At 68.5% G+C, this 24,842-nt stretch carries 26 protein-coding genes; 10 read left to right on the plus strand and 16 right to left on the minus strand.

Annotated features, from left to right (window positions below; genetic code table 11):
• Positions 1-4: 4 nt before the first annotated feature.
• Positions 5-640 (minus strand): hypothetical protein, encoded by a 636-nt coding sequence (locus AMYAL_RS0134730; RefSeq protein WP_026467695.1) that lies wholly within the window; start codon positions 638-640, stop codon positions 5-7.
• Between the two features lie 194 nt (positions 641-834).
• Here AMYAL_RS0134730 and AMYAL_RS0134735 point away from each other — a divergent pair, with 194 nt between their 5' ends.
• Both AMYAL_RS0134735 and AMYAL_RS0134740 read left to right on the plus strand, forming a co-directional pair.
• Positions 835-1,812 carry a GlxA family transcriptional regulator gene (locus tag AMYAL_RS0134735; protein ID WP_020635909.1) on the plus strand — a complete coding sequence of 326 codons (978 nt, stop codon included), beginning with the start codon at positions 835-837 and terminating at the stop codon, positions 1,810-1,812.
• A gap of 79 nt (positions 1,813-1,891) precedes the next feature.
• Positions 1,892-2,881, plus strand: a complete 990-nt coding sequence (locus AMYAL_RS0134740) for an alpha/beta fold hydrolase (RefSeq protein ID WP_020635910.1) — start codon at positions 1,892-1,894, stop codon at positions 2,879-2,881.
• Positions 2,882-3,049: 168 nt separating this feature from the next.
• Here the strand turns inward: AMYAL_RS0134740 and AMYAL_RS0134745 are convergent, their stop codons facing one another.
• A complete protein-coding gene (locus tag AMYAL_RS0134745; protein WP_020635911.1) occupies positions 3,050-4,009 on the minus strand; it encodes a DUF6528 family protein in 960 nt (319 codons plus the stop codon).
• Positions 4,010-4,086: 77 nt separating this feature from the next.
• The gene (locus tag AMYAL_RS0134750; RefSeq protein ID WP_020635912.1) at positions 4,087-5,043 is read right to left on the minus strand and encodes an Acg family FMN-binding oxidoreductase; all 957 of its coding nucleotides are present in this window, start codon (positions 5,041-5,043) and stop codon (positions 4,087-4,089) included.
• A 155-nt stretch (positions 5,044-5,198) separates the two neighbouring features.
• On the opposite strand from AMYAL_RS0134750, the gene AMYAL_RS0134755 reads away from it, so the two are divergent.
• Positions 5,199-5,495: a dsRBD fold-containing protein gene (locus tag AMYAL_RS0134755; RefSeq protein WP_039795974.1), complete on the plus strand. Its 297-nt coding sequence runs from the start codon at positions 5,199-5,201 to the stop codon at positions 5,493-5,495.
• Positions 5,496-5,501: 6 nt separating this feature from the next.
• On the opposite strand, the gene AMYAL_RS0134760 is transcribed toward AMYAL_RS0134755, so the two are convergent.
• Positions 5,502-7,244 carry a GAF domain-containing sensor histidine kinase gene (locus AMYAL_RS0134760; RefSeq protein ID WP_020635914.1) on the minus strand — a complete coding sequence of 581 codons (1,743 nt, stop codon included), beginning with the start codon at positions 7,242-7,244 and terminating at the stop codon, positions 5,502-5,504.
• Between the two features lie 130 nt (positions 7,245-7,374).
• Between AMYAL_RS0134760 and AMYAL_RS0134765 the strand changes: the two genes are divergently transcribed.
• Positions 7,375-8,352 (plus strand): Acg family FMN-binding oxidoreductase, encoded by a 978-nt coding sequence (locus tag AMYAL_RS0134765; protein WP_020635915.1) that lies wholly within the window; start codon positions 7,375-7,377, stop codon positions 8,350-8,352.
• A gap of 13 nt (positions 8,353-8,365) precedes the next feature.
• Here the strand turns inward: AMYAL_RS0134765 and AMYAL_RS0134770 are convergent, their stop codons facing one another.
• A complete protein-coding gene (locus AMYAL_RS0134770; RefSeq protein ID WP_026467696.1) occupies positions 8,366-8,998 on the minus strand; it encodes a response regulator in 633 nt (210 codons plus the stop codon).
• A 189-nt stretch (positions 8,999-9,187) separates the two neighbouring features.
• Here AMYAL_RS0134770 and AMYAL_RS0134775 point away from each other — a divergent pair, with 189 nt between their 5' ends.
• Both AMYAL_RS0134775 and AMYAL_RS0134780 read left to right on the plus strand, forming a co-directional pair.
• Positions 9,188-9,493: an ANTAR domain-containing protein gene (locus AMYAL_RS0134775; RefSeq protein WP_026467697.1), complete on the plus strand. Its 306-nt coding sequence runs from the start codon at positions 9,188-9,190 to the stop codon at positions 9,491-9,493.
• Between the two features lie 101 nt (positions 9,494-9,594).
• Positions 9,595-9,969: a response regulator gene (locus AMYAL_RS0134780; RefSeq protein ID WP_020635918.1), complete on the plus strand. Its 375-nt coding sequence runs from the start codon at positions 9,595-9,597 to the stop codon at positions 9,967-9,969.
• 8 nt (positions 9,970-9,977) lie between these two features.
• On the opposite strand, the gene AMYAL_RS0134785 is transcribed toward AMYAL_RS0134780, so the two are convergent.
• From AMYAL_RS0134785 to AMYAL_RS0134800, 4 genes are all read right to left on the minus strand, one after another.
• Positions 9,978-14,498 carry a HAMP domain-containing protein gene (locus AMYAL_RS0134785; RefSeq protein ID WP_026467698.1) on the minus strand — a complete coding sequence of 1,507 codons (4,521 nt, stop codon included), beginning with the start codon at positions 14,496-14,498 and terminating at the stop codon, positions 9,978-9,980.
• Positions 14,499-14,546: 48 nt separating this feature from the next.
• On the minus strand, positions 14,547-15,626 hold the full coding sequence (locus AMYAL_RS0134790; RefSeq protein WP_051137585.1) for a PAS domain-containing sensor histidine kinase: 1,080 nt from the start codon (positions 15,624-15,626) through the stop codon (positions 14,547-14,549).
• A gap of 32 nt (positions 15,627-15,658) precedes the next feature.
• Positions 15,659-16,339, minus strand: a complete 681-nt coding sequence (locus AMYAL_RS0134795; RefSeq protein ID WP_020635921.1) for a response regulator — start codon at positions 16,337-16,339, stop codon at positions 15,659-15,661.
• A 79-nt stretch (positions 16,340-16,418) separates the two neighbouring features.
• Complete coding sequence (locus tag AMYAL_RS0134800; RefSeq protein ID WP_020635922.1) at positions 16,419-17,306, minus strand: universal stress protein; 888 nt, start codon at positions 17,304-17,306, stop codon at positions 16,419-16,421.
• A gap of 223 nt (positions 17,307-17,529) precedes the next feature.
• On the opposite strand from AMYAL_RS0134800, the gene AMYAL_RS0134805 reads away from it, so the two are divergent.
• Complete coding sequence (locus tag AMYAL_RS0134805) at positions 17,530-17,805, plus strand: hypothetical protein (protein WP_020635923.1); 276 nt, start codon at positions 17,530-17,532, stop codon at positions 17,803-17,805.
• Between the two features lie 9 nt (positions 17,806-17,814).
• On the opposite strand, the gene pspAB is transcribed toward AMYAL_RS0134805, so the two are convergent.
• The 7 genes from pspAB to AMYAL_RS0134840 all read right to left on the minus strand — a co-directional run bounded on the left by pspAB (position 17,815) and on the right by AMYAL_RS0134840 (position 23,243).
• Complete coding sequence (gene pspAB, locus AMYAL_RS0134810) at positions 17,815-18,372, minus strand: PspA-associated protein PspAB (protein WP_026467700.1); 558 nt, start codon at positions 18,370-18,372, stop codon at positions 17,815-17,817.
• A 148-nt stretch (positions 18,373-18,520) separates the two neighbouring features.
• On the minus strand, positions 18,521-19,153 hold the full coding sequence (locus AMYAL_RS0134815) for a GAF and ANTAR domain-containing protein (RefSeq protein WP_020635925.1): 633 nt from the start codon (positions 19,151-19,153) through the stop codon (positions 18,521-18,523).
• Between the two features lie 169 nt (positions 19,154-19,322).
• The gene (locus AMYAL_RS0134820; RefSeq protein ID WP_020635926.1) at positions 19,323-20,183 is read right to left on the minus strand and encodes a spermidine synthase; all 861 of its coding nucleotides are present in this window, start codon (positions 20,181-20,183) and stop codon (positions 19,323-19,325) included.
• The gene (speD, locus tag AMYAL_RS0134825) at positions 20,183-20,554 is read right to left on the minus strand and encodes an adenosylmethionine decarboxylase (protein WP_020635927.1); all 372 of its coding nucleotides are present in this window, start codon (positions 20,552-20,554) and stop codon (positions 20,183-20,185) included. Before speD ends, AMYAL_RS0134820 begins: the two co-directional genes overlap by 1 nt.
• Complete coding sequence (locus AMYAL_RS0134830; protein ID WP_020635928.1) at positions 20,544-21,686, minus strand: type III PLP-dependent enzyme; 1,143 nt, start codon at positions 21,684-21,686, stop codon at positions 20,544-20,546. Before AMYAL_RS0134830 ends, speD begins: the two co-directional genes overlap by 11 nt.
• Positions 21,687-21,731: 45 nt before the next feature.
• The gene (locus tag AMYAL_RS0134835) at positions 21,732-21,920 is read right to left on the minus strand and encodes a hypothetical protein (protein WP_020635929.1); all 189 of its coding nucleotides are present in this window, start codon (positions 21,918-21,920) and stop codon (positions 21,732-21,734) included.
• Between the two features lie 138 nt (positions 21,921-22,058).
• Positions 22,059-23,243, minus strand: a complete 1,185-nt coding sequence (locus AMYAL_RS0134840) for an MFS transporter (RefSeq protein WP_020635930.1) — start codon at positions 23,241-23,243, stop codon at positions 22,059-22,061.
• A 93-nt stretch (positions 23,244-23,336) separates the two neighbouring features.
• On the opposite strand from AMYAL_RS0134840, the gene AMYAL_RS0134845 reads away from it, so the two are divergent.
• From AMYAL_RS0134845 to AMYAL_RS50990, 3 genes are read left to right on the plus strand one after another with little or no spacing between them, the layout of a single operon-like run.
• The gene (locus AMYAL_RS0134845) at positions 23,337-23,840 is read left to right on the plus strand and encodes an Lrp/AsnC family transcriptional regulator (protein ID WP_020635931.1); all 504 of its coding nucleotides are present in this window, start codon (positions 23,337-23,339) and stop codon (positions 23,838-23,840) included.
• 12 nt (positions 23,841-23,852) lie between these two features.
• The gene (locus AMYAL_RS46805) at positions 23,853-24,236 is read left to right on the plus strand and encodes an alpha/beta fold hydrolase (protein WP_051137586.1); all 384 of its coding nucleotides are present in this window, start codon (positions 23,853-23,855) and stop codon (positions 24,234-24,236) included.
• The gene (locus AMYAL_RS50990; RefSeq protein WP_020635932.1) at positions 24,233-24,367 is read left to right on the plus strand and encodes an alpha/beta hydrolase; all 135 of its coding nucleotides are present in this window, start codon (positions 24,233-24,235) and stop codon (positions 24,365-24,367) included. Before AMYAL_RS46805 ends, AMYAL_RS50990 begins: the two co-directional genes overlap by 4 nt.
• Positions 24,368-24,842: the final 475 nt, after the last annotated feature.

Genomic DNA, 24,842 nt, shown 5'->3' on the forward strand with positions numbered 1-24,842 from the left:
TGACTCAGTTCACCGGCGGCAACGGGTAGACCGCGGAGATGCAGTACTTGTCGCCGCTCTCCCGCCGGACCTCCATCGTCGCGGTGAAGTCCGACTCGTAGTTCAGTCTTCCGGACATCGTCACCATGAGCAGGTTCGGACTCACCTCCTTCGGCTCCTTGGCCGTGAGCGAGGCGTTCTTGTCGCCGAAGGCCTTCGCCGCCTCCCGCACCTTGTCCTTGGCGTCCGCGCAAGCCGACTCGGCGGCCTTGTCGGGCTCGTCGCCGAACACCGCGAGCATGAACTTACCGGCCAGCACCGGACCCCAGTCGAGGCTGAGCGGAGTCTCGGTCGCGCTCGCCGAATTCGAGGACTTCTTGTCGCTCAACAGGAAACCGGGTGCCACGAACGCGAGGATCACGAAGACGACCACCACGAGCGCGCCACCGCCGGCGATCAGCCCGATCAAGAGGCCGTTGCCTTTCTTCGGCGGCTGCTGCCCAGGGAACTGCGGCCCGCCGTAGCCCGGCGGCGGATAACCCTGCTGCGGGTACTGCTGCTGGGGGTACTGCTGTTGCTGGGGATGTGGTTGCTGCGGGTAGCCCTGCTGCGGTTGACCCTGCCCCCACTGTGGTCCTTGCGGTCCCTGTGGATACGACATCGACGCTTCCTTCCCCGAGCCTGCTCTCCGGCGAATCTACCGTCCCCTTCGGACAGTCGGAAACCAGCTCCACCACCCCAGCCGAACGTGCGATCGTCGAGTCCGTGAAGGACTCCTTGAGGGACTCTGAGTCCCTCAAGGAGTCCTTCACGGATCCGGCCATGCGAACGGCTCACGAGTTCTAGAATCGGCCCATGAGACGGCTGGCGGTGGTGGTCTTCAACGGGGCGTCGCTCGGCGCGATGTCCTTCGCGTTCGGGGTGTTCGAGATGGCCGCGGCCTTCGGGGAGCTGCCCGACCTCGAAATCAGGGTCGTCGGCGGGGAACCGGGCGCCGCACTGCGGGGTGGTGGCCTGACCGTCCCGGTGCCCGAAGACCTCGACGCCGTCCGGGACGCCGACCTGGTGCTGGTCCCGAACTGGCGGTCGCCGATGGAGGATCCGCCGGAAGCGGCACTGGAGGCACTCCGCGCGGCCCATGGCCGGGGCGCCAGGGTGGCCGGACTGTGCAGCGGTGCTTTCGTGCTGGCCGCCGCCGGACTGCTCGACGGCCGCCCCGCGACCACGCACTGGGCGATGGCGCCCCTGCTCGCGGCCCGGTTCCCCGCCGTCCGCCTCGACGAATCGGTGCTCTACATCGACGACGGCGACATCCTGACCGCGGGTGGCGGCGCCGCGGGCATGGACCTCGGCCTGCACCTCATCCGCTCGTGGTGCGGCGCGGAGGTGACGAACCGGCTGGCGAAGGGCATGGTCGTGCCGCCGCACCGGCCCGGCGGGCAGGCGCAGTACATCGAATCGCCGATGCCGGAGCTCGACGAGGGCGACCCGGTCTCGGAGACGATGGCCTGGGCGCTGACCCGGCTGGACACCGCGCTCCCGGTCGAGGAACTCGCCAGGCGGGCGCATATGAGCAGGCGCAACTACGACCGCCGGTTCCGCGAGATCACCGGCGCCGCGCCCGGTACGTGGCTCACCCACCAGCGGATCATCCGCGCGCAGCAGCTGCTCGAATCCACCGACCTCCCGGTCGACGAGATCGCCAGGTACTGCGGGTTCTCCTCCTCCGCCGCGCTCCGGCCGCACTTCCGGCGGCAGGTCGGGGTCACCCCGGTGGCGTACCGGGAGACGTTCGGCACCAGGCTGGGCGTCCCGGAGCCCATGCTGGCCTGACCGGCTTGGCTCAAAACCGACCCCGGATGGCGAAAACACCGCTCACGGTCGAGGGCGCGACGGGGCCACGATCAACGACATGACCGAAGACAGCCGTTCCTTCCTCAACCGCCGGTCCATGCTCACCCTCGGCGCGGGTGCCGCGGCCGCGCTGGTGGCCTCGGGTGGCATCGCCGAGGCCGGCCAGTCCGGCACGCCCGGCGACGCGGAGCTCGCCCGGTCCCTGCCCGGCGGTTTCCGCAGCGAGTACGCCCAGGTCAACGGGGTCCGGCTGCATTACGTCGCCGGCGGCCGGGGCGAGCCGCTGATCCTGCTGCCTGGCTGGCCGGAGACGTGGTGGCAGTACCGCCGCATCATGCCGACGCTGGCGAAGCGGTACCGCGTGATCGCCGTCGACCTGCGGGGCATGGGCGGATCGGGCAAGCCGCAGGGCGGCTACGACAAGAAGACGATGGCCCGCGACATCTTCGAACTCGTCCGCGCGCTGGGCTACCGCCAGGCGCATATCGCCGGGCACGACATCGGCGCCATGGTCGCGTTCAGCTTCGCCGCCAACCATCCCGAAGCGACGAAGACCGTCACGCTCATGGACGTCTCACACCCCGACGAAAGCCTCTACCAGATCCCGATGCTGGCCCCGCCCGGACAGCCGGTGAACGTCTGGTGGTTCGCCTTCAACCAGGTCGCCACCCTGCCCGAACAGCTGCTGACCGGCCGCGCGCGCTTCCTCGTCGACTGGATGTTCGACCACCTGCTGGCCGACCCGGCGTCGATCGGCGACCGGGACCGGGCGATCTACGCCGCCGCGTACGACCGCCCGGACGCGATCCGCGCCGGGAACGGCTGGTATCAGGCGTTCGGCAAGGACATCGAGGATCAGAAAGCCTACGGGAAGATCACCGTGCCGATGCTGGGGCTCGGTTCGGAGTTCAACTACGACTACCTCGCCGCGGTCCTGCCGTCCAAGGCCGCCGACGTCCGGGTGCGGAAGGTCTCCGGTTCCGGTCACTTCGTCGCCGAGGAGCAGCCGAAGACCGTCATCGACGAACTGCAGGCCTTCCTCGGGTGAGGCATATACCCCGAACGGGTCAACGTCGCCCGCCGAACGGCCCGATTCACTCGGTCAGGTGAAAGACGCGGCCAGGCGTCATTCTCGCGACGGGGTTCCCTCTTCTCTGGTGTGTCGGTACCGGCCGGGCAGCCCCCCGAACGGCCGGTACCGACATGGAATCACCGCTCAACCGATCCACCAGCGGGCCTTGTAGATCCACGCGCCGTGCAGCGCCAGCTCGGCGCGTGGAAAGGCCAGCTGGACGGCGTCCGTGCACCAGGTGCACAGGTGCCCGTCCTGGATCGAGGCCGTCAGGATCTGCCCGGTCCGGGGATTCGTCGAAACACTCTTCACGTGCGGCCGGTCGATCTCCCGCGCGCCCGCGTACCGCTGGGTGAACCCGCCGCTCGTCTTCGAGAACTGGTACACGCCCGCTTCCGTGGTCACCCACAGCAGGTCGGGCCGGTGCGGGACCGGCTGGAGGTCGTGTCCGCCTTTGCTCGGTACCGGTACCCGCCGCTGCTCGGTGATCACCGGCGCGGCGGATGTGCCACCGACACCCAACGCGACGAGCGAGTCGGTGCCCAGGGCCCACAACACGTTCCGGCCCGCGTCCCAGACCACGCCGTGCGCCCCCACCAGCGGGAACTCGGCGTAGGTCGTCGAGCGCTGCCCTTGCGAAGCGGTGTAGACCCGCACCCAGCCGCCGGTGCTGGCGGCCACCGCGACGTTGCCGTCGGGCAGCAGTTCGATGCTGTGCGGATTGGCGGGACCGCCGACATTCGCCGCCCAGTACGCCCGGTCCCCCGCCGGATACGGCACGACGGCCGCGAAACCACCCGAAGCCGACGTGAGCAGGTACTTCTCGCCACCTCGCTCGGCGAGCTTCGCGTCGCTCGGGTTGCTCCACGATCCGGCCAGGTCCGCCAATCCGTTGGCGGCGCCCGGCGCCCACGACCAGCTCACCTTCCGGTCCCGCCAGGAGGCCCGGTCGGCGGGCAGGACCAGGATCCGCTTGGACGCCTGCTCGGTGATGACGATCGAACCGCGATCGCGTGCACCCGCGTCCGCCACGGCAGGCGCGGACGCCGCGACCGAAAGGCCCGCGATGGCCAGCGCCACCAAGGAATTCCGCATGATCTTCATACGGAGACTGAATCCGCCCAGGATGACGGGCCGGTGGCGGTGATCGGAAACGTGCGTGTCGACGAGATGGCCCGTGGTCAGAGGGCAGCTTCGGACCGCCGGAGCAGCACCTCGTTGACCTGACGGCGGGCCGTCATCGGCGTCGGGCGGCCGTACCCGAGGCGCACCACCGCGTGCGGGCGGCCCAGGTCGGCGAAGATCCGGTCCATCGCGGTCCGCGTCTCCGGGGTCTCGAACGGCCTGCCGACGAACGACGATCCGAGTCCTGCCGCCGTCGCGGTCAGCAGCACCCGCTGCAGCACCATCCCCGCCCGCAGGTCCGCGGCGGGCCCGCTGTCCGCGGTCAGCACCGCGCCGAGCACCGGCTCACCGCCTTCGGGTTCGGCGGTGAAGAACGACTCCTGCGCGGGGATCCCGTGCGGTGACGGCGGTTGGGTGGCCGCCGGGACGCCGTCCGGGGCGTTGGCCGTCCGCCTGGTCCACAGAGCGACCTCCGCCTGGAACGCGCCGTTGCGCGCCTGCGCGGCGTCGGCCCGGTGCAGGACGCGCGCGACCGCGTTCGCCCGGTCACCGCGGCCGAACAGTTCGAGCAGCCCGCCTTCCACCAGCGCGGCCGCGCGCAACGAAGTCCGTGCCCAGGCGGGTACCGGCCGGGCCAGGAACGGACGACGGTTCGTGTGACGGCGGAAGACGACTTCGACCAGTTTCCGTTCCTCGGGCGAGGAGAACCGGTCGCCGCCGATCAGGAGTTCCGCGAGCAGGTCCGGCTCCCCCGGCGTCGGCATCGCCCGGAGCGAGAGCGTCTTCCCGTTGGATCGCAAGGAGACGATCAGGTTGAAGATCGCGGCGCCGCACGAAAGCCGCGCCTCGCGGGCGTCCGGGTCGGCTATCCGGAGAACCCTCGTGCGGTCGAGCCACACCTCGATCCGGTCCCGGTCGACGACGAATCGCCACGGCTGCGTGTTGAGCGGGGACGGTGCGCGGATGGCCGCCGCCACCGCCTGGTCGACGTGGTTCGGTAACGGGATCTTCATCGTGGGCTCCGGGGGAATGGGGTTGGTCCACCTTCGGCCGGGGTATCCGGCGACCGCAGCGGCCGCCGGTCACGAATTCCAAGGACTTTCGCCCTCGATTCCGGGCAGCGAGGACTTAGGACCCTGTGCCGCGGACGGCCGCGATGGGAGTCTCGATGACCGGAACGGAGCCGACGATGACGGACAAATGGACGATTGACGTTTCCCTGCGGCACGAGCCGTACCGGGTGCGCGCGGAAGCGTTGCTCCGGGTGGAGGACGGCGGGGAGTTCATCGGGGTCGGGCTGGCGGAGGCCGGGCTGAGAGCGAGTTCGAACTCCCAGATCGGCTCCTATCTCGCGGTGACGCGGGCGCTTTCGGACCTCACCGCGGAGCTGCTGGAGACCGTCGCCTCCGATGTCGCCCGCTCGATCGAGGTCGACGAAATCCTCGCCGGGCAGTCGGCGAACTGACCACGGTCAGCGCAAGGGGGCGGACCATTCGGCCCTGGTCCCGCCCTCTTCCCGTGTCTCCACCCGGAACGTCCCGCCCGCCTTTTCCGCGCGATCGCGCAGATTCCGCAGCCCGCCGACGCCGCCGGGCTCGCCGACGAAGCCGACACCGTCGTCGGTGACCACGATCCGCAGGACGTCCTCCTTCACCGCGACGCTCACCGAAACACTGCTCGCCTGAGCGTGCCGGACGACGTTGCCGACGCTTTCCCGCACCACGGCCTCGGCGTCTTCGGCGAACGGGAAAGGGATCGAGTCGAGCGGGCCGGAAAGGCTGACCGTCGGATGGATCGCGGTCTCGTCGGTGAGTTCGGTGATCGAGTCGTAGAGGCGATGCCGCAACCGCACGCCCTGCTGGCCTGCCTCGCCGCCGTGGAGGTCGAAGATCGCCGTGCGGATCTCGTGCACGATCTCGTGCATCTGATCGATGCTGTCGCCGATCCGCCGTTGCAGTTCGGGCGAATGAGCCCGGCGGTGTGTGCTCTGCATGGCGAGACCGACCGCGAACAGCCGCTGGATCACGTGATCGTGCAGATCCCTGGCGATCCGATCCCGGTCGGCGAGCACATCGAGTTCCCTCGCCGTCCGCTGCTGTGCGGCCAGCTGCAGCGCGAGCGCGGCCTGGTCGGCGAACGAGGCCACCACCGGCAGCTGGGCGAGTTCGAACGGGACCGCGCCCGGATTCCGCACCGCCATCAGCACCCCGGACGTGCGTTCCCGCGCCCGGAGCGGCACCACGAGCGTCGGCCCGAAGCCGAACTCCCCCTCGGGCCCGAGCACCAGGTCCGGCACGCTGCGCGGGGTCCGGTCGCGGTAGACCGCACCCGGCAACGAGGCGGCGACGCTGATCCGCACCCCGGTCAGCTCCATCGCCCGTGCGCCCGCGCAGACGGCGATGGTGAGTTCGTCGGCCTCGTCCTCGCCGTCCGGGCTGACGTCGAGCCGTCCGGGACCGGGCAGGGCCAGCAAAGTGAGGTCGGAGCCGGTCAGTTCCAGCGCCCGGCCGGCGATCAGGTTGAGCGCGTCGACGGGGTCGGTGCCGCCCAGCAGTTCCGTCGTCACCTCGCTGGTGGCGGCCTGCCACTGCTGACGGATCCGGGCCTGCTCGTACAGATGGGCGTTCTCGATCGCGATACCCGCCGCGGCGGCGAGCGCCTGGACGACCACCTCGTCGTCATCGGTGAAACTCTCCCCGCGTTTCTCGGTGAGGTAAAGATTCCCGAACACCTCGTCACGCACCCGCACCGGCACGCCGAGGAAGGACCGCATCGGCGGATGGCACGGCGGGAACCCGACCGACGCGGGATGCCGCGAGATGTCGGCCAGCCGTACCGGTTTGGCCTCGTCGATGACGAAACCCAGCAGGCCGTGACCTTTCGGGAGATGCCCGATCTGTTGTTTCGTCTCGCCGTCGATACCGAGATAGACGAACTCCGCGAGCGAACCGTCGTCCGCGATCACCCCGAGGGCGCCGTACGTGGCTTCGCCGAGATCGATCGCCGCCTGCACGATCCGGCGCAGTGTCGCGTCCAGTTCCAGCCCCGACGCGACGGCCAGCACCGCTTCGAGCAGGCCGTCCATCTTGTCGCGGGTGCCGATGAGCCGTTCGATGCGGTCCTGGAGATCCCGCAGCACCTCACGAACTCGCAGCTGGGAAAGCGCGCCGGTGATCCGGTCGTCACTTCCGCCGAGCCGGTCCTGACCCGACATCCTGCTGCGCCTCCGAAGATCGGGACGACTCGCGGCCGTGGTGACTTTCTCCTCTTTCGGCCTGCACCGCGGGCGGGGACCGTCTCATCGAGACAACCGGATTGCCCGTGGCGCAGCGGCGGGAGGAACCATGACCTTACAAGTCACCAAGGTCGGACGTTTGAACTCCGAACAGGTGAATTCCGTGCTCCGGTCGGCCACGCTGGCGCCGTCGACGCACAACACCCAACCTTGGCTTTTCCGGTGCACCGGCACCGGGATCGAACTACACGCCGATCCGCGCCGTATTCTACCGGTCACGGATCCGGACGGTCGTGAACTCGTCCTCTCGTGCGGCGCGGCCCTCTTCACCCTCCGGACGGCGATCCACGCGCTGGGCTTCCATCCCGCGACGACCCTCATGCCGAGCCGCGCCGACCCCGACCTGCTGGCCGTCGTCCGCCCGCTCGCCGAACGCACCCCCGATCCGAAGGTCTCCCGGCTCGCCCGTGCGATCACCCGCCGCCGTACCAACCGGCGTCCGTTCCTGCCCGGTGCCGTCCCGCGGTCCACGCTCACCACGCTCCGCCACGCCACCGAACTCGAGCACGCATGGATGCCGAGCCTCGACGCCGAACAGTGCCGTCATCTGCGTGATCTCACCGTCCGTGCCCGCCGGGTCCAGCTCGACGATCCCGATTTCGTCGCCGAACTCGGCCGCTGGACCGGTTTGGGCGCGGGGACTCGCGACGGGGTGCCGTCCTACGCGACCGAGGGCTCCCCCGCCGACGAAAGCTGGCTACTCGACGGATTCGGCGGCGCGAGTACCGCCGCTCTGCCTGATCCGCTGGTGGTGGTGATCGGGTCGCTGACGGACGAACGGCTCGACCGGCTCCAGGCGGGGCAGGCGCTGCAACGGGTGCTGCTCACTGCGACGGGCGCGGGTCTCGACGCGTCGTTCATCTCGCCGCCGGTCATGGTCCGCGCGGCCCGCGCCGAGCTCAGGAGCCTTCTCGGCTGCGGGGTGTGGCCACAGGTGCTGCTGCGCGTCGGCTACGGCCTGCCACTGCCGTGGACACCCAGGCGCCCGCTGGACGACGTCCTGCTCGACACGCTCGTCTCCGCATGAGCGCTAGGAACCCTCACTGCCGCCGCAGTTCCGTGGCCAGCACGGCCGCCTGGGTGCGCCGCTGCATGCCGAGTTTCGTCAGCAGCCGGGACACGTAGTTCTTGACGGTCTTCTCGGCGAGGAACATCCGCTCGGCGATCTGCCGGTTGGTCAGGCCCTCGCCGATCAGTTCCAGCAGCGTCCGCTCCTGGTCGGAAAGCCCGGCGAGCGGGCCTTTCTTGGCGGCGTCGTCGCGGAACTTCGCCATCAGGGTCGCGGCGGCCCGCGTGTCCAGCAGTGACCGGCCGAGGCCGACCTCCTTGACCGCGGCCACCAGGTCCATCCCCCGGATGTCCTTGATGACGTAGCCGCTCGCGCCCGCCATGATCGCGTCGAGCATCGCCTGTTCGTCGGTGTAGGAAGTCAGCATCAGGCATTTCAGTTCGGGGATCTTGGATCTCAGTTCCCGCGCGAGTTCGACGCCGTTGCCGTCCGGCAGCCGCACGTCGAGCACTGCGACATCCGGCCGCAGCGCCGGGATCCTCGCCACCGCCTGGGAAAACGTGGCGGCCTGACCGACGACGCACAGATCCGCGTCCTCCTCGAGCATGTCCGCGACCCCTCGACGGACCACCTCGTGGTCGTCGACCAGAAACACCCGGAGCATTCCGACCTCCACGGTTTCCCTCCTCGGATGAGAGCGTACGGCGCACGACCGGTCACTGCGACAGGCCAAAGGGCCCTGTTCGGCACCCGTTCGAGTGGCTGCCGCCGACCGGACCAGGTTCATTTGCATCATTCGAGTCAGGACGTTCTGTTCTTCCCCGAAGAGTTCCACCGCTGCGACGATCCCGTCATGTCCGAGACCACGCTTTCGCCGGCCACTTCGTCCGGCCCTTCCGACCCGACCGACGACGTCGTGGCCATGCGCAACCGCATCCGCTTCTACCGGACTCGCGCCGAGCAGCTCCAGTACGCGCTCGACCACCGGCTGCCGATCGAGCAGGCCAAGGGAATTCTCGCCGAGCGTTACCAAATCGACATCGGCGCGGCGTTCGAATTGCTACGGTCGTTCTGCCGCAACAACAACATGAAGATCCACGACGTAGCCAGGACACTCGTCGAACAGCCGAGCGAAGGCGACCGACGAGTCTCTTGCTGAGTCACGTCATGATCGGCGGGGGGCCCGCGACCACCACCGGCGCCGCAGACCCCGCGGGCTCGGACTGGGCAATGAACCGAACGCCGCCCCCCAGACTTCGGGTGCTCGTCGCGGACGACAACCCGGTCATCGGTGACGCCCTGCGCGCCCTTCTGGAGACCGAACCGGACATCGAAGTGGTCGCCGTGGCCGGGAACGCGGGTGAGGCGGTCGAGCTCACGGAACTGCTGTCCCCCGAGGTCGCCATCCTGGACGTCCGGATCCCCGGCGGGGGCGGGGCGTGGATGGCCAAGGAGATCCGGCGACGGGTGCCCCGTACCCGGTTGCTGGCGTTCTCCGCGCACAGCGACTCCCGCTCCATCGCCCAAATGGCGTCGGCGGGCGTCACCGAGTACCTCGTGAAGGGAAGCCCCAACACCGAGATCGTCGCGGCCATCCGCCGCCTCTGCGCGAACAGCGCCAACGGGACGGAGTAGCCAGGACGTCAGTCCGCGAGCCAGCGTTCCATACAAGCCAGCAGTTCCTCCGCGTTCACGGGTTTGGTGACGTAGTCGCTCGCCCCGGCGGCGAGGCTCTTCTCCCGGTCCCCTTCCATCGCTTTCGCGGTCACCGTGATGATCGGCAGGCCGGCGAACCTCGGCATCTCGCGGATCGCCGCCGTCGTCGCGTGGCCGTCCATCTCCGGCATCATCACGTCCATCAGGATCAGGTCGATGCCGTCGTCGGCCAGCAGTTCGTCGATGCCCTTGCGGCCGTTCGGCGCGTGCACCACGGACAGTCCGTGCAGTTCGAGCATCCCCGAGATCGCGAACACGTTACGCGCGTCGTCGTCGACGAGCAGGACCTTGCGCCCTCGCAGCCGCGGCGGCCCGGACGGCGGATCGGACGGCGGATCGGCGACCTCGGCCGTCTCCTCGACGGCCACCGGAGGCTCTTCGGGCTGGTGCATCAGCGGCAGGATGCCTTCGAGTTCACTGGCCGAGATGTGCAGCATGATGCGTTCCCGCAGGGTGTCCAGCGACGGCAGCAGTTCGACCGGATGCACCCGTGCGTGCGCGTGCAGCAGCCGGTCCTGAGCGGCACTGAGCTTGCGGGTCGCGTACGCCAGCACTGGGGCCTTGACCGGATCCGGGCCCTCCGCGAGCCGTTTGAGGAACGTCAGCGCGCTCGTTCCGGGGATGCTGGTGTCGAGCACGACGCAGCGGTAGCTGTCCCGTTTCAACTCCTCGAACGCCTCCGCCGGAGTGGCCACCGCCCGCACCTGGACCGAGCCATGGCTGTCCGCGACGTCCGCCGCGACCCCGCGGGCGAGCAGGGTCAGCAGGCTGTTCTGTTCACTCTCCACCACCAGGACCTGCCGCTCCGCCCCGATGTTGTCCACAGTGGACTCACCAAGTCCCGCGGTGGCGGTGAACCTGGCCACCGGCAGATAGAGGGTGAACGTGCTCCCCGACCCCAGCACACTGTCCGCCCGGATCTCACCGCCGAGCAGGTAGGCGACCTCGCGGCTGATCGAGAGACCGAGCCCGGTGCCGCCGTACTTCCGGCTGGTGGTGCCGTCGGCCTGCTGGAAGGCGCCGAAGATCGACTCGAGGTTCTCTTCGGCGATCCCGATCCCGGTGTCGGCGACACTGAAGGCGACCAAGGACTCGTGACCCGTGGCGGAGGGGGAAACGATGGTGTCGACCAGTTTCACCCTCAGCTCGACGCTGCCGTCTTCGGTGAACTTGACCGCGTTCGACAGCAGGTTCCGCAGCACCTGCCGTAGTCGCTGCTCGTCGGTGAACAGCAGTTCCGGCACATTGGGTTCCACCGTGACCTGGAAGTCCAGTCCCTTCTCCGCGGTCAGCGGGCGGAACGTCGTGCCGACGTAGTCGAGCAGCTGACGCAGCGGGAACGGCTCGTGGTGGATGTCCATCTTGCCCGCCTCGACCTTCGACAGGTCGAGGATGTCATTGATCAGCTGCAGCAGATCGGTGCCCGCGGACTGGATCACCTTGGCGAACTCGACCTGTTTGGGGGTCAGGTTCTGGGTCGAGTTCTGTGACAGGACCCCGGCGAGGATCAGCAGGCTGGTCAACGGGGTCCGGAGTTCGTGCGACATGTTGGCCAGGAACTCCGACTTGTACTTCGACGCCAGCGCGAGCTGCTGCGCACGTTCCTCGATTTCCTGCCGGGCCTGCTCGATCTCGAAGTTCTTCACTTCGATGTCCCGGTTCTGCCTGGCGAGCAGTTCCGCCTTCTCCTCCAGTTCCGCGTTGGACACCTGGAGTTTCGCCTGCTGGGCTTGGAGTTCCTCCGACCGCGCCTGCAGTTCCGCGGCCAGCCGCTGGGATTCCTCCAGCAGGGAGTCGGTCCGCGCGTTGGCGATGATCGTGTTGACGTTGACGCCGATGGTCTCCATCAGTTGTTCGAGGAAATCCTTGCGGACCGCGGTGAATTCGCCGAACGACGCCAGTTCGATGACACCGAGCACCTGGTCCTCGAAGACGATCGGCAGCACGATCAGGGTGACCGGCGGGGCGGAGCCGAGACTCGACGAGATCTTCACGAAGCCCGGCGGTGTCCGGTCGACGACGATCGGTTTCTTGGTCTGCGCGGCCTGCCCGATCAGGGACTGCCCCATCGCGAAGCCCAACGGCGTGTCCGGGTCGTCGCTGCGCCCGTAGCTGGTGATCAGCCGCAGCCGGGTGCCGTCCTCGCCGGACTCGGTGAGGAACAACGTCCCGTGCTGGGCGCCGACCAGCGGGGTCAGCTCGTTCATGATGAGCGCGGCGACCACCCGCAGGTCCCGGTGGCCCTGCATCAGGCCCGAGATCCGCGCCAGATTGCTGTTGAGCCAGTCCTGCTCCTCGTTCGCCCGCGTGGTCTCGCGCAGCGACTGGACCATCGCGTTGATGTTGTCCTTCAGTTCCGCGACCTCGCCCTGCGCCTCGACGGAGATCGACCGGGTGAGGTCGCCGGTGGCCACCGCGCTGGTCACCTCGGCGATCGCCCGGACCTGGCGCGTCAGGTTCCCGGCGAGCTCGTTGACGTTCTCCGTCAGCCGCTTCCAGGTACCGGAAACACCTTCGACCTCCGCCTGGCCACCGAGCCGTCCCTCGCTGCCGACCTCGCGCGCGACCCGCGTGACCTCGGCTGCGAACGCGGAAAGCTGGTCGACCATCGTGTTGATGGTGGTCTTGAGCTCCAGGATCTCGCCCCGCGCGTCGACGTCGATCTTGCGGGAAAGGTCGCCCTGCGCGACCGCGGTGGTCACCTGGGCGATGTTGCGGACCTGCCCGGTGAGGTTGTTCGCCATCGAGTTGACGTTGTCGGTGAGGTCCTTCCAGGTGCCGGCGACGTTCGGCACCCTGGCCTGCCCGCCGAGGATGCCCTCGGTGCCGACCTCGCGCGCCACCCGCGTGACCTCGTCCGCGAACGCCGACAGCGTGTCGACCATCGTGTTGATCGTCTGGGCAAGGGCGGCGACCTCGCCCTTGGCCTCGACGGTGATCTTCTGGGAAAGGTCCCCGCGGGCGACCGCGGTCGCGACCTGGGCGATGGAGCGGACCTGGTCGGTCAGGTTGTCGGCCATGACATTGACCGACTCGGTCAGCCCCTTCCACGTCCCCGACACACCCTTGACATCCGCCTGACCACCCAGCCGCCCTTCCGTACCCACCTCACGGGCGACACGGGTCACCTCGTCGGCGAACGACGACAGCTGGCCGACCATCGTGTTGATGGTGTCCTTGAGTTCCAGGATCTCGCCGCGCGCGTCGACGCGGATCTTCTGCGAGAGGTCGCCCTTGGCCACCGCGGTGGTGACCTCGGCGATGGAGCGCACCTGGTCGGTCAGGTTGTCGGCCATGACATTGACCGACTCGGTCAGCCCCTTCCACGTCCCCGACACACCCTTGACATCCGCCTGACCACCCAGCCGCCCCTCGGTGCCCACCTCACGGGCCACCCGTGTCACCTCGTCCGCGAACGACGACAGCTGATCCACCATCGTGTTGATCGTGTTCTTCAGCTCCAGGATCTCGCCCCGCGCATCCACCGTGATCTTCTGCGACAAGTCACCCTTCGCCACCGCCGTGGCCACCTGGGCGATCGACCGCACCTGCGCGGTGAGGTTGCCCGCCATGAAGTTCACCGACGTCGTCAAGTCCCGCCAGGTCCCGGCCACACCAGGGACCTGGGCCTGTCCGCCGAGCGCGCCCTCGGTTCCGACCTCGCGGGCTACTCGCGTGACCTCGTCGGCGAACGACGACAGCTGATCCACCATCGTGTTGATCGTGTTCTTCAGCTCCAGGATCTCGCCCCGCGCATCCACCGTGATCTTCTGCGACAAGTCACCCTTCGCCACCGCCGTGGTGACCTCGGCGATCGACCGCACCTGATCGGTCAGGTTGCCCGCCATGAAGTTCACCGACGTCGTCAGATCCCGCCAGGTCCCCGCCACACCGGGCACTTCCGCCTGCCCGCCCAGCCGTCCTTCGCTGCCCACCTCGCGGGCCACTCGCGTCACCTCGTCGGCGAACGACGACAGCTGATCCACCATCGTGTTGATCGTGTTCTTCAGCTCCAGCATCTCGCCTTTGACGTCGACGGTGATCTTCTGGGACAGATCACCCTTCGCCACCGCTGTGGCGACCTCGGCGATGTCGCGGACCTGACCGGTCAGGTTGCCGGCCATCGCGTTCACCGAATCGGTGAGGTCCTTCCAGGTCCCCGAAACCGAGGGCACCGCCGCCTGCCCGCCGAGTTTGCCTTCGGTCCCCACCTCCCGCGCGACCCTGGTCACCTCGGAGGTGAACAACGCCAGCTGGTCGACCATCCCGTTGAAGACGACGGCCATCTCGTCCATCAGGACGTCGTCCTCCTGGGGAAGCCTCGTGCTGAAATCGCCGTCGCGAACCGCCTTCAATCCCTCCAACAGCCGCTGCAAGCCTTCGTCCTTGAGCGCGGCACCCACTCGCCCCGCGTCTCGCGACCCACGTTTTCCACTCGGTTCCGGCATCGAAATGCCTCCTTTGTTCTGGCTCCCCGCAGGTCCAGGGGGCTACCGTCATCCACGCAGGGGCACGGGAGGGCCCAGCGGAATCCAGAAGGCCACCGACGTACCTTCGCCAGGCTTGCTGGAGATCCGGAACCATCCTTGCGCCGCTTCCGCGCGTTCACGCATCGATGCCATTCCGATGTGCTCACCCGACAGCGCATCACGGGAACGCTCCCCGCCGACCTTCATCCCGTCGCCGTTGTCGACGACCCTCGCCAGCAGGCCGCCGTCCTGTCCCGTCAAAGAGACCACGACGGCGGAGGCGTTCGCGTGCTTCCGCACGTTCACCAGGGCCTCCTGGAGGATCCGGAAGGCTGTGATGACGAGATCCGGAGGCGGTTTGGCGGTGAAACCGTGGTGCAGCGTGCAGTCGAGACCCCAGCCGGAGACGACCTCGTCGAGATAGTCGCGGACAGAGGTGACCAGGTCGTTGTCGTTCAGCGCGGGCGGGCGTAACTGGGCGACCAGGATCCGCAGCCGCTGGATCGCCCCTTGAATCGCGTCGTCGAGTTGCTTCAACGCGGGATCACGCCGTTGCGCGGCGAGCATCTGCAACCGCATGCTCACCGCGATCATCGATTGGATCGAATCGTCGTGAACATCCCACGCGATACGGCGACGTTCGGTTTCCTGTGCGCGGACGAAATGGGCGAACGCCAGCCGCCTGCCGGTCGTTTCCTCCTCCGTTTTCCGGCGTTCGGTGAGATCACGGGTGACTTTGCCGAAACCGACGAGGGCACCCTGCTCGTCCCGCAAGGCGGTGATCACGGTGTTGGCCCAGAATCGTTCACCACCACGGCGGAGCCGCCAGCCCTCGTCCTCATGACTCCCCATCTCGGCCGCGATCAGCAGTTCTTCGCCGGGTTTGCCCTCGGCGATGTCGTTTTCGGTGTAGAAAACGGAGAAGTGACGGCCGAGGATCTCCTGCTCGGAATATCCTTTGATCCGTTCCGCCCCTGGGTTCCAGCTGATCACGTGGCCGTCGACGTCCAGCATGTAAATGGCGTAGTCGACGACACTGTGCACGAACAGCTCGAAGAGCACAGCGCTGCGCTGTTCAGGCGCCTGTTCCGATGGCAACATGGCCATAGTGCAGCTTGGCACTCGGATACGTCTCCCCGCTACGGCCGTTCGAGGAGGCCATTCTTGCGTGCGTGCACCACCGCTTCCAGTTTCGAATGCGTTCCGGTCTTCACCAGGATCCGCTGCACGTGATTCCGCACGGTATTCCTCGCGAGCCGCAACTCTTCGGCGATCCGGTCGGTTCCCGCGCCTTCGGCGATCAGCCCGAGCACCTGCCGCTCCCGCAGGGTGAGCACCGGCCCGAGCCGGTCGCCGCTCCCGGCCAACATGGCCAGCGCGCCGCTGAGCAGTTCCGGGTCGATGACCACGTCGCCTGCCGCGACGGTCCGGATCGCGGTGATCAGCTCGTCGAGGAGGCCGGATTTCAGCAGCAGGCCCGCTCCGCCGACCTCGAGGATCCTGGCGGCGATGGCGCTGTTCGCGTCGCCGGTCAGCACGAGCACCCTGCTCGACGGCGAAACCGCGTGGAATCCGGCGATCGCCTCGATCCCGTCGCCGTCGGGCAGGCGCCGGTCGAGCAGGACGATGTCGGGCAGCTGGTTCCCGGCCGCGATCATCCCGTGCGCGAGGGATTCCACCGACGCCACCAGGTCGATCTCCGGGAACTCTTCGAACGCGGCGGCGAGCGCCTCGGCCACCATCTTGTGGTCTTCGACGAGCAGCACCCGGATCGGGGCCGCGGCCGGGGGCATGGGCTGCGGGGAGGTCGGGTTCGGCATGCACCTTCTCCGTCGATCGTGGTTCAGCCGGACCATTGTCCGGCAGAATCGCGGAAATCCATCCTGCCCGCGGCCGCATTCACCCGCGTGCGGCCCGCCCGATCAGCGCGACCGGGCACCGGGCGCGGCTCAGCAGCCCCTGCGCCGTGCTCCCGAGCCCGCCACCGGATGATCCGATCACGATCAGTCCCGCGTTCGGGACCACCCGGATGAGCGCACGGGCCACGTTGCGGTCACGGACGACAGCGAGCCGGAGGACGACGCCGGGATACTTGTCACGCCAGGCCGCCACCCGGTCCTCCAGTGCGCGTTCCTCCGACTCTTCGACACTCGCCAGCTCGGCACCGGCCTCCAGCACGCTGTCGTGCCAGGCATGGACGACGACCAGGTCGGTGTTCCGCGCGGAAGCACGGTCGAGCGCGAAAACCAGGGCTCGTTCGCTGTCTCCGGAGGGATCGACGCCGACGACCACCTCGCCCCGGCGTGGAGCGGTCAGGCCGCGGACGACGACCACCGGACATCTCGCGTGCCCGGCCACCTCCATGGCGACCGTGCCGATCGGCGCTCCGCGCAGGGCACCGAACCCGTGTGTTCCCAGCACCAGCAGCGACGCCGCCCCGGACGCCGCGACCAGTTCGTCGGCGATCCCGCCGGGTTTCACTTCGTGTTCGGTGGCCACCGAAGGTTCGGCTTCCCTCGCGACACTCGCGGCGGCGAGGTTGTCCTGCGCGGCTTCGCTCTCCCTACGGCGACCGTCGATATGGAGGAGCTTCAGCGTGCTGTCCCGTCTCGCCGCCTCTCCCGCGGCCCAGCGCACCGCCGCACGGGACGACTGCGAGGCGTCCACTCCGACGACCACGGCGGCACGCCGCTGGCTCCCGGTCATCACCGGCCTCCCGTCCCGCCGCCGGAACCGGCGGACGTCCGCCGACAGCCTGCCCGTCGGCGCGGCGACGGCACAGGGCATGAAGTCCTTTTTCCCGGAACGAGAAACGGGGCATTCTCCCACCGCGTCCGGCGGGCCGGTCGTTTCGACGCCGACCTGTGACCCGCGGTACCCGTACGGCGACCGAGTGGGGTCTTTGTGCCCTCGATGGCACAACCTTCGGCGGTGACCGGAACGGTTCGCGATACCGCATCGTCGAAGGAGACGAACCACTGAACCCGTCGTATGGGATGGTGACCGGGACGTGACCACGAGAATCTGCGAGACCCGCCGCCGTCCCGGCGCGTACGTCGGCTCCGTCCGGACACTGCTCTCGGCCGAGCTCGAGAAGCTGCCGAGAGTCGCGGCGAAACCAGAGACGCACGCTCCGCTGATCGACGACGTCTTGACCGCCGTCCGGAATCTCGAGGACGCGGCCCCCGCCGAGCGGGCCCGGCGCCGGTACCACTTCCCGCGTTGGCGTCCGCAGGACCGGCGTGTCCAGCGACTTCGCGGCTGGCTCAGCGGCGCGCCCGGCTGAGGAGCGTCCTCACACCGGGCGCCACCGGCCGATGTCGGACTCCATCGGCACGATCCGGGTCAGCGACGAGCGGATCTTCAGTTCCATCGCCCGGTCCCGGCCACGGGTCCCGCGCGGGGCGAAGGGGTAGAAGGCACCGCGTTCCCGCCGGTAGACCATGGTCAGCCTCGGGTGACGCATGTCCCGTAACTCGGCGAAGTCGACCGCCGTGTACAGCAACCAGGTCGCGAACCCGGCCTGAGCCAGCCTCTCGTTGACGTCGACGAGGTCGTCGAGGAGCCAGCCCAGATCGCCGTTCTCCCGCCAGCAGCGCACGATCGTCCGCCCATGCGCGTCATGGGTGACCACGTTGCGGCGGACGGAATCCCCGGCGAGACCGGCGATGAACTCCGCCTCCGTCCCCGCGCCCGGACGGCCTTCGGCGACGAAGCAGACCGTCCCCGAACCTGTCGGCGCCAGCCCGTACCCGGACCGCAGCGTCAATGCCGCCGACCTCAACTTCAGCAACGGAAGCAGGCTCGGCCGCACCGAACGACTCTTCCCAAGTAGGCTTCCCAACAGCGCCATGACCCTCACGCATCCTTTCTCTGCGTGAAGCCTTTCCGATCGGGTCCTCGTGCCCTAGGGCCGCACGGTCGCGCGTTCGCCGGGACAAGTCCCCGGTTCCGGTGACCAACGACCCTACCGGCAATTGCCGGTGCTTTTTCGGCAGTTGTCACCGATTCCGCGGCCGAAGAAGTTTTTCGTTGTCCAGCGTACCCTTCACGAACTCGTGCGCGACCTCCGAAAGCTTCCTGTTCGAACTGCGCGCGAAGGCGCGCAAACGCTGGAAAGCGTCGCTGACATCGACATGAGCACGCTCGGCGAGCATGCCCTTCGCCTGCTCGATGATCACCCGGCTGTCGAGCGCGGTCTGCAGCTGCTCCGAAAGCGTCCGGAAGTGGCGCAAGTCCCGCTGCTGCAGGAGACACTGGGTCGCGACGTCGGCGAGCGCCTGCCCGAGCCGATGATCTTCAGCGCTCAGAACCGCGTTTTCGACACTCAGGAATGCGATCGAGCCGACGGTTTGATCCATCGCGCGCAACGGAAGCGCGGAAACCGTGGAATAGCCCTGTCCGACCATTCTCGCCACGTAGTCGGGCCAGCGTCGGACCTCGGCGGAAAGGTCGTGAACGGCGATGTCACTCCCGGTTTCGAACGACTCGAGCACGGGCCCTTCCTCGACCGCCGCCGGATGACGTTCGAGTTTCAAGCCCGGCAGGAAGACTTCCGTGGAATCGATCGGCAGCAGCCGCGCGCATTCGCTGGACAAAGTGTCCACGACCCGATCCGGACCGAGGTCTTCCATGACACTCGCGGTCAGGCTCGCGAACGCCGCACAGACCGCGGATTCCCTGTCAACCTCTGAGGTGATCCCCTCGCACCAGCAATTCACCAGAGCGATTTTGGCCCCCTACCGCGACACCCGGCAACGCCCAGATGGTGGATCCTCCACGCAAAGCCGTCCCGGCGTCGGGTCAGTGGCGTCGCAGCGAAATCGGCGGGACCGTGTTCGCCCGCAGCGCGGCTTCGTCCACAGTGGACTCACCGATTCCCGCCTTGCCGATCCTCTCCGCGACGAGGGCGCCGGGATCGGCGAGCACGTCGGGCCTGCCGCTCAGGAAAGCCCATTCGTGCTCGTCCGAACCGTAGTAGAGAACGGTGCCGAACGACTCGGTGAACCGGCGCCAAGACGCGGCCAGCGTCTGGTTGCGCCACAGCGTCGGGCAGCCGCCCTGGCAGCCGACCACTCCCCCTTCGGCGAGCAGCGCCGTGCACCTGGCCAGGAAATCGGCGCCGTACAACCGGTTGTGCTGTGCCGACGGATCGTCGTTCTCGTCCGGCAGGTCGATCACGACGACGTCGTAGGAGTCCCCGCGTTCCCGCGCCTCGGCGAGGAACTCCCAGCCGTCGCGGTAGTGGACGCGGATCTTCCCCTCGCCGCGCTCGGCACGCGCCAGATCGCCGAGCGTGTAGCCGTAGGGAAGGTGCTCCGCGCAGGCACGCACCGCCTCGGCGTCGATGTCGACGTGGTCGACCACCTCGGCTCCCGCGGCGACCGCGAGCTCGGAGGCGACGCCCTCGCTGGAGCCGATGATCAGCACCCGCTCGACGCGTTCGGCGAGCAGCAGCGACGGGATCATCAGTGCCTCGTGGTAGACGAGCTGGCTCAGCTCGGTGCTCTGCCGTTCGTCGTCGCAGAACAGGGAGATCCCCTGCGCGGTCCGTCCGATGAGGACGTTCTGGAACGCGGTGCGCCCCTCGAACAGAACCTCCTCGACGGTCCAGTTCCGGGTGAGCCCCGCGCCCATCGGCTCGACGATCACTCGTTGCGCCATCAGTTCTCTCCTCGTTCCACGGTGGACATCCGGACGGTGCCGGCGCCCAGCATCTTCGCCAGCAGTGCGACCGCCCGTTCCGGGTCCGCCCGGTCCCCGCAGGTGAACACGTCCACGAACACCGAGCCGATCTCCGGATAGGTGTGCACGGACGCGTGTGATTCGGCCAGCAGCGCGAGCACGGTGACCCCTTGCGGGGCGAAGGAATGCGACACGACTTCGCAGACCGTCGCCCCCGCCTCGGTCACCGCGTCGGCGAGGGTCTTCTTCAGGAGTTCGGCGTCGTCGAGCAGCGACGGCTCGATCCCCTCGAACTCCGCGAGTACGTGGCGGCCGGCGAACCGGCCGACGAGTGGTTCTTCACCCGGCATCGGCGAACCTCCCCACACAATAGGTGCGCAACGGCTCGATTCCGTTGAAAGCGATGGACGAGTAGCTGGCCGTGTACGCCCCGGTACCCGGTATGTCCAGCCGGTCGCCCGCCTTCAACGACATCGGCAGCGCGCACGGCGTCCGCTGGTAGAGCACGTCGTCACCATCGCAGGTCGGCCCCGCGAGGACCACCGGTCCTTCCGGGCCCTTGACGCCGACGGCGTCCAGTCGATACGCGACAGCTTCGTTCTCACACTCCGCCATCCCGTTGTACCTGCCGACGTCGAGGTAGACCCAGCGGCGTTCGTCGGCGGCGGCGCGGGTGGTGACCAGGACGACTTCGGTCCGGATGAGCCCGGCGTCGGCCACGATCACGCGGCCCGGCTCCAGCAGCAGCTCCGGTCCCGGCAGATGCTCGGCGAGGGCGGCGTGGATCACCCCCGCGTAATCCCGCAGTGACGGCACGGATTCGCGGTGCTCGGTGGCGAACCCGCCGCCGATGTTGAGCCGCTCGAGGCTGACGCCCGCGTCGGCGGCGACCTTGGCCGCGGTCGCGATCCCGATCTCCCACGCCGCCGGATCCGGCTGCTGTGAACCGACGTGGAAGGCGATTCCGGGCCGCAGGCCGTCGTCCACGGCCTGGCGGAGCAGCGTGGCGGCCACCGCGGGCTCGCAGCCGAACTTGTGCCCGAACGGCGTCACGGAGTCCGGGCCGCCGGTCAGCAGGCGGACCGACACCAGCGAACCGGGCGCGTGCTCGGCCAGATTCGCCAGATCACCGGCGGAATCCGTGGTGAACTCACGGACGCCGCACGCGTACGCCGACGCGATGTCCGCGGGCTTCTTGATCGTGTTGCCGTACGCCAGCTCCGCCGCTCGCGCCCCGCGGGACAGGCACAGCGCGATTTCCGCCGTGCCTGCGACGTCGAACCCCGCCCCCGTCGACAGCACCGCGTCGAGCACCTCGGGAGCGGGATTCGCCTTGACCGCGTACCGGACCAGCGCGTCCGGGAACGCCGCCGAGACCGCGGCCGCACGCTCCGCGACCAGGTCGGTGTCCAGCACCAGGCACGGTGTCGGCGGCTCGTGATCCGCCAGGAAGGCGTGGATCCGGTTCAGGCTTTCGGTCACGCGCCCCAGGGTGTCAAAGGCCGGTCACCGGCCCGGAAGCCGGGGTCACGCCCGTGCGTCGTCCGAGGTCTGCTCCGGCAGGTCCACCCCGTGCTCGGCGGCCAGCCGTTCCAGGTTGGCCAGATCCGCGCCGACGGCCGAGGCACGATCGTCGTCCGAGTCCCGCCTGGCGATCCGGACGTCTTCCCTCGCCTGCCGTACCCGGTCCCGCAGATTCACCGCGAACTCGCTCATCGTGCACCCCCGATCTCCCGCACCTTGTCTGCTTTCACCCTAGGACCCTCCGAATCGGTCACCGACGTGATCTGCGTCATCACGGGTTCGTTCGTGTCGGAGTGAAGCAGTATGACGGCAGGACCCCGGTTTCGCAGATCAGTGGAGCCCGGCTTTTTCAACGGGCTCGGCCGCGCCCGCCCGGCGGCCGATCACCGCGAGCGGCGCGAGGGCGCACAAACCGCCCGCGATGGCGACCAGAACGTAGCCACCCAGGCCGAACAGCTGCCCGGCGAGAAGGCTGGCCGCCGCGGAGGTCCCCCAGACGAAGGCGTCGACAGTGCCCTGCGCCCTCGCTCGCTGCGCGGGCGGGAGATCGCGGCTGAGTATGCCGCTGCCGCCGACGAACACCAGGTTCCAGCCGTAGCCGAGCAGGAACATCGCGACCGGGATTCCCACATGATGCGAATCGGGTGCCCCGATCGCGGTGACCGCCGCGACGGTGAGCGTGCCGATACCGCCGAAGATGGCCGCGCGGCCGCCCCAGCGGTCGGTGATCCAGCCGGACAGCGGCGCCAGCGCGAACATGCCGATCAGATGGGCGCTCAGCACCCAGCCGACGACGTCGAGCCCCTGACCGTGCTCGTGCAGCTGGACCGGGGTCATCGTCATCACCGCCACCATGGCCAGCTGCGCGCCGACCATCGCCACGAGCGGTCCGAGGATCACCGGGTTCCGCACGGACATGCGCTCCCGCCTCGGCGCCCTCTCCGCCGGCGCGGCGAGGTTGCGCGGCAGGGTGACGACGGCGACCACGGCGATGGCCACGACGACCGCCCCCGCCGCGATCGGACCGGACAACGCGGGCAGTTCGGCGGCTTCCGCCCGCGCCGCGGCGGGCGCGATCAAGGCGGGCCCCGCGATCGCGCCGACGGTCCCCGCCCAGACCATTGTGGACAGTGCGAAACCCTTGCGGTGCTCGGGCGCCAGGTCCGCGGCCGTGTACCGCGAAAGCTGCGCCCCGCTGTTGCCGAAACCGATCAGGGGCATCCCCGCCACCAGCGCGACCACGGACCCGCCGAGCACACCGGCGAACGAGATCAGCGCGCCGGCCACCGCGGCGCCGTACATCAGCACCAGGACGAGCCGCCTGCCGAAGCGGGCGGCCAGTACGCCCGAAGACAGCGAACCCACGGCGGAACCGAGTACCAGCACGGCGTTCGGCAGCCCGCTCCACGCGGCACCGGCGTGCTCGACGACGATCAACGCCGCCGTGGTGGACAGGCCGACGACGGCGGTACTGAGACAGGCGACGCCCATGAAGAGCGCGAGCATCGGTTTCATGATTCAAACCTAGGGATTCCGGCCGCCCCGGCGAATAGGCTGACGAAGGCCTCGCGGGGGTGCGAGGCGCATCATGAAAGGAATCCTGGCTCGATGACCTTACGTTCGGAAAGAGCGCTGGACGACCTCGACTGGCGGCTCCTCGAAACGCTCCAGAGCGACGGACGGCTCTCGTTCAAGGAACTGGGCCGCCGCGTGAACCTCTCCGCGCCGGCGGTCGCCGAACGGGTCCGGCGGCTGGAGGAGGCGGGCGTCGTCACCGGGTACCGCGCCCAGGTCGACGCCCGTCGTGCCGGGTACGGCCTGCAGGCGTTCGTCGAAATGCGCTGCTCGCTCGGCAGCTGCCTGCTGCGCACCAGCAAGTCGGAGGACTATCCCGAGGTGGTCGAACTGCACCGGCTCAGCGGCGACCGCTGCACCATGCTCAAGGTGCGGGCCGTGTCGCTGGAGCATCTCGAAGGTCTCTTCGAACGGCTGGGCAAACACGGCGAGATCAGGTCATCGGTGGTGCTGTCGACCCAGTACGAGGGCAGACCGGTCGGCCCGCCGGTCGAGGACTACCTGAAGGCGACCAAGAGCGAGGGCTGGAGCGTCTGAATACTGGACGTCATGAGTCTGCTCTTCGTCGACGGCTGGTTCGGTCCCGAGCCCGGTGACTGGCAGTCCGTGTGGTGTGACCGGTATCCGGGCTCGAAGCGATTCGCCCAGGACAACTGGGACGCACCCGTCCGGGAAGACTGGGTCGCCAGGCTGGACGAGGCGCTCGCGGAGACCGACGGACCTCCTGTTCTCGTCGCGCACAGCCTCGGCTGCCTGACCGTGCTGCACTGGCTCGCGGGCGGAGGAGACCGGCCCGTGCGCGGCGCTCTGTTCGTCACCCCCGCCGATGTCGAGGAGAACCGGGAAGAGGTGCTGACCGGATCGCGCCGATCCCCCGCCTCACCCTCCCGTTCCCCGCGATCGTGGCCGCGAGCAGCAACGACCGCTGGATGACCCCGGCCCGCGCACGCTCGTTCAGCGAAAGCTGGGGCGCACGGCTGACCGACGCCGGCCCCGTCGGGCACCTCACCGGAGCCCACGGGCCGTGGCCCGAAGGCGAGAAGCTGCTCGCTCCCCTGCTCTAGTGCGGTACAGGTGGTCGTGAGTGGTAAGCGGGGTCAGGGCGAACCGGTCTTTGCCTACCTACACCTGCACTTGCGCGAAGGTGGCGTTTCAGGTGAGTGCTGGGTCCGACGATGTAAGAATTGAGACGTCGAATGTCCGGATTCCTTCATCGTCGCGTGAGTCGCTCTGGTCTCGGTCCTTGATCAACGGAGGATCCGGGACACTCAACGTCCCCGATCCTCCGTTGATCAAGGGCGCCAATCACGACCTGTGGCTGACAACCGAGTGGGCAGCCAACACCCTGCTCCACGTCACGCCGAGACGAAGCAGGGTGGCTACCGACGAAGGGTTCAGAACGTGCTTCACCAACGAGGCCAAGCGTGGAGGATTCGGGACGTCCAACGTCCCGAATCCTCCACACCCGACCGCCCCTGCCCGCACCTCACCCTCAACAGGCGCCACCGGTCAGGAATCGAGAAGCGAAGAGCCGCCGGA

Source organism: Amycolatopsis alba DSM 44262 (genome assembly GCF_000384215.1).
GTDB lineage: Bacteria > Actinomycetota > Actinomycetes > Mycobacteriales > Pseudonocardiaceae > Amycolatopsis > Amycolatopsis alba.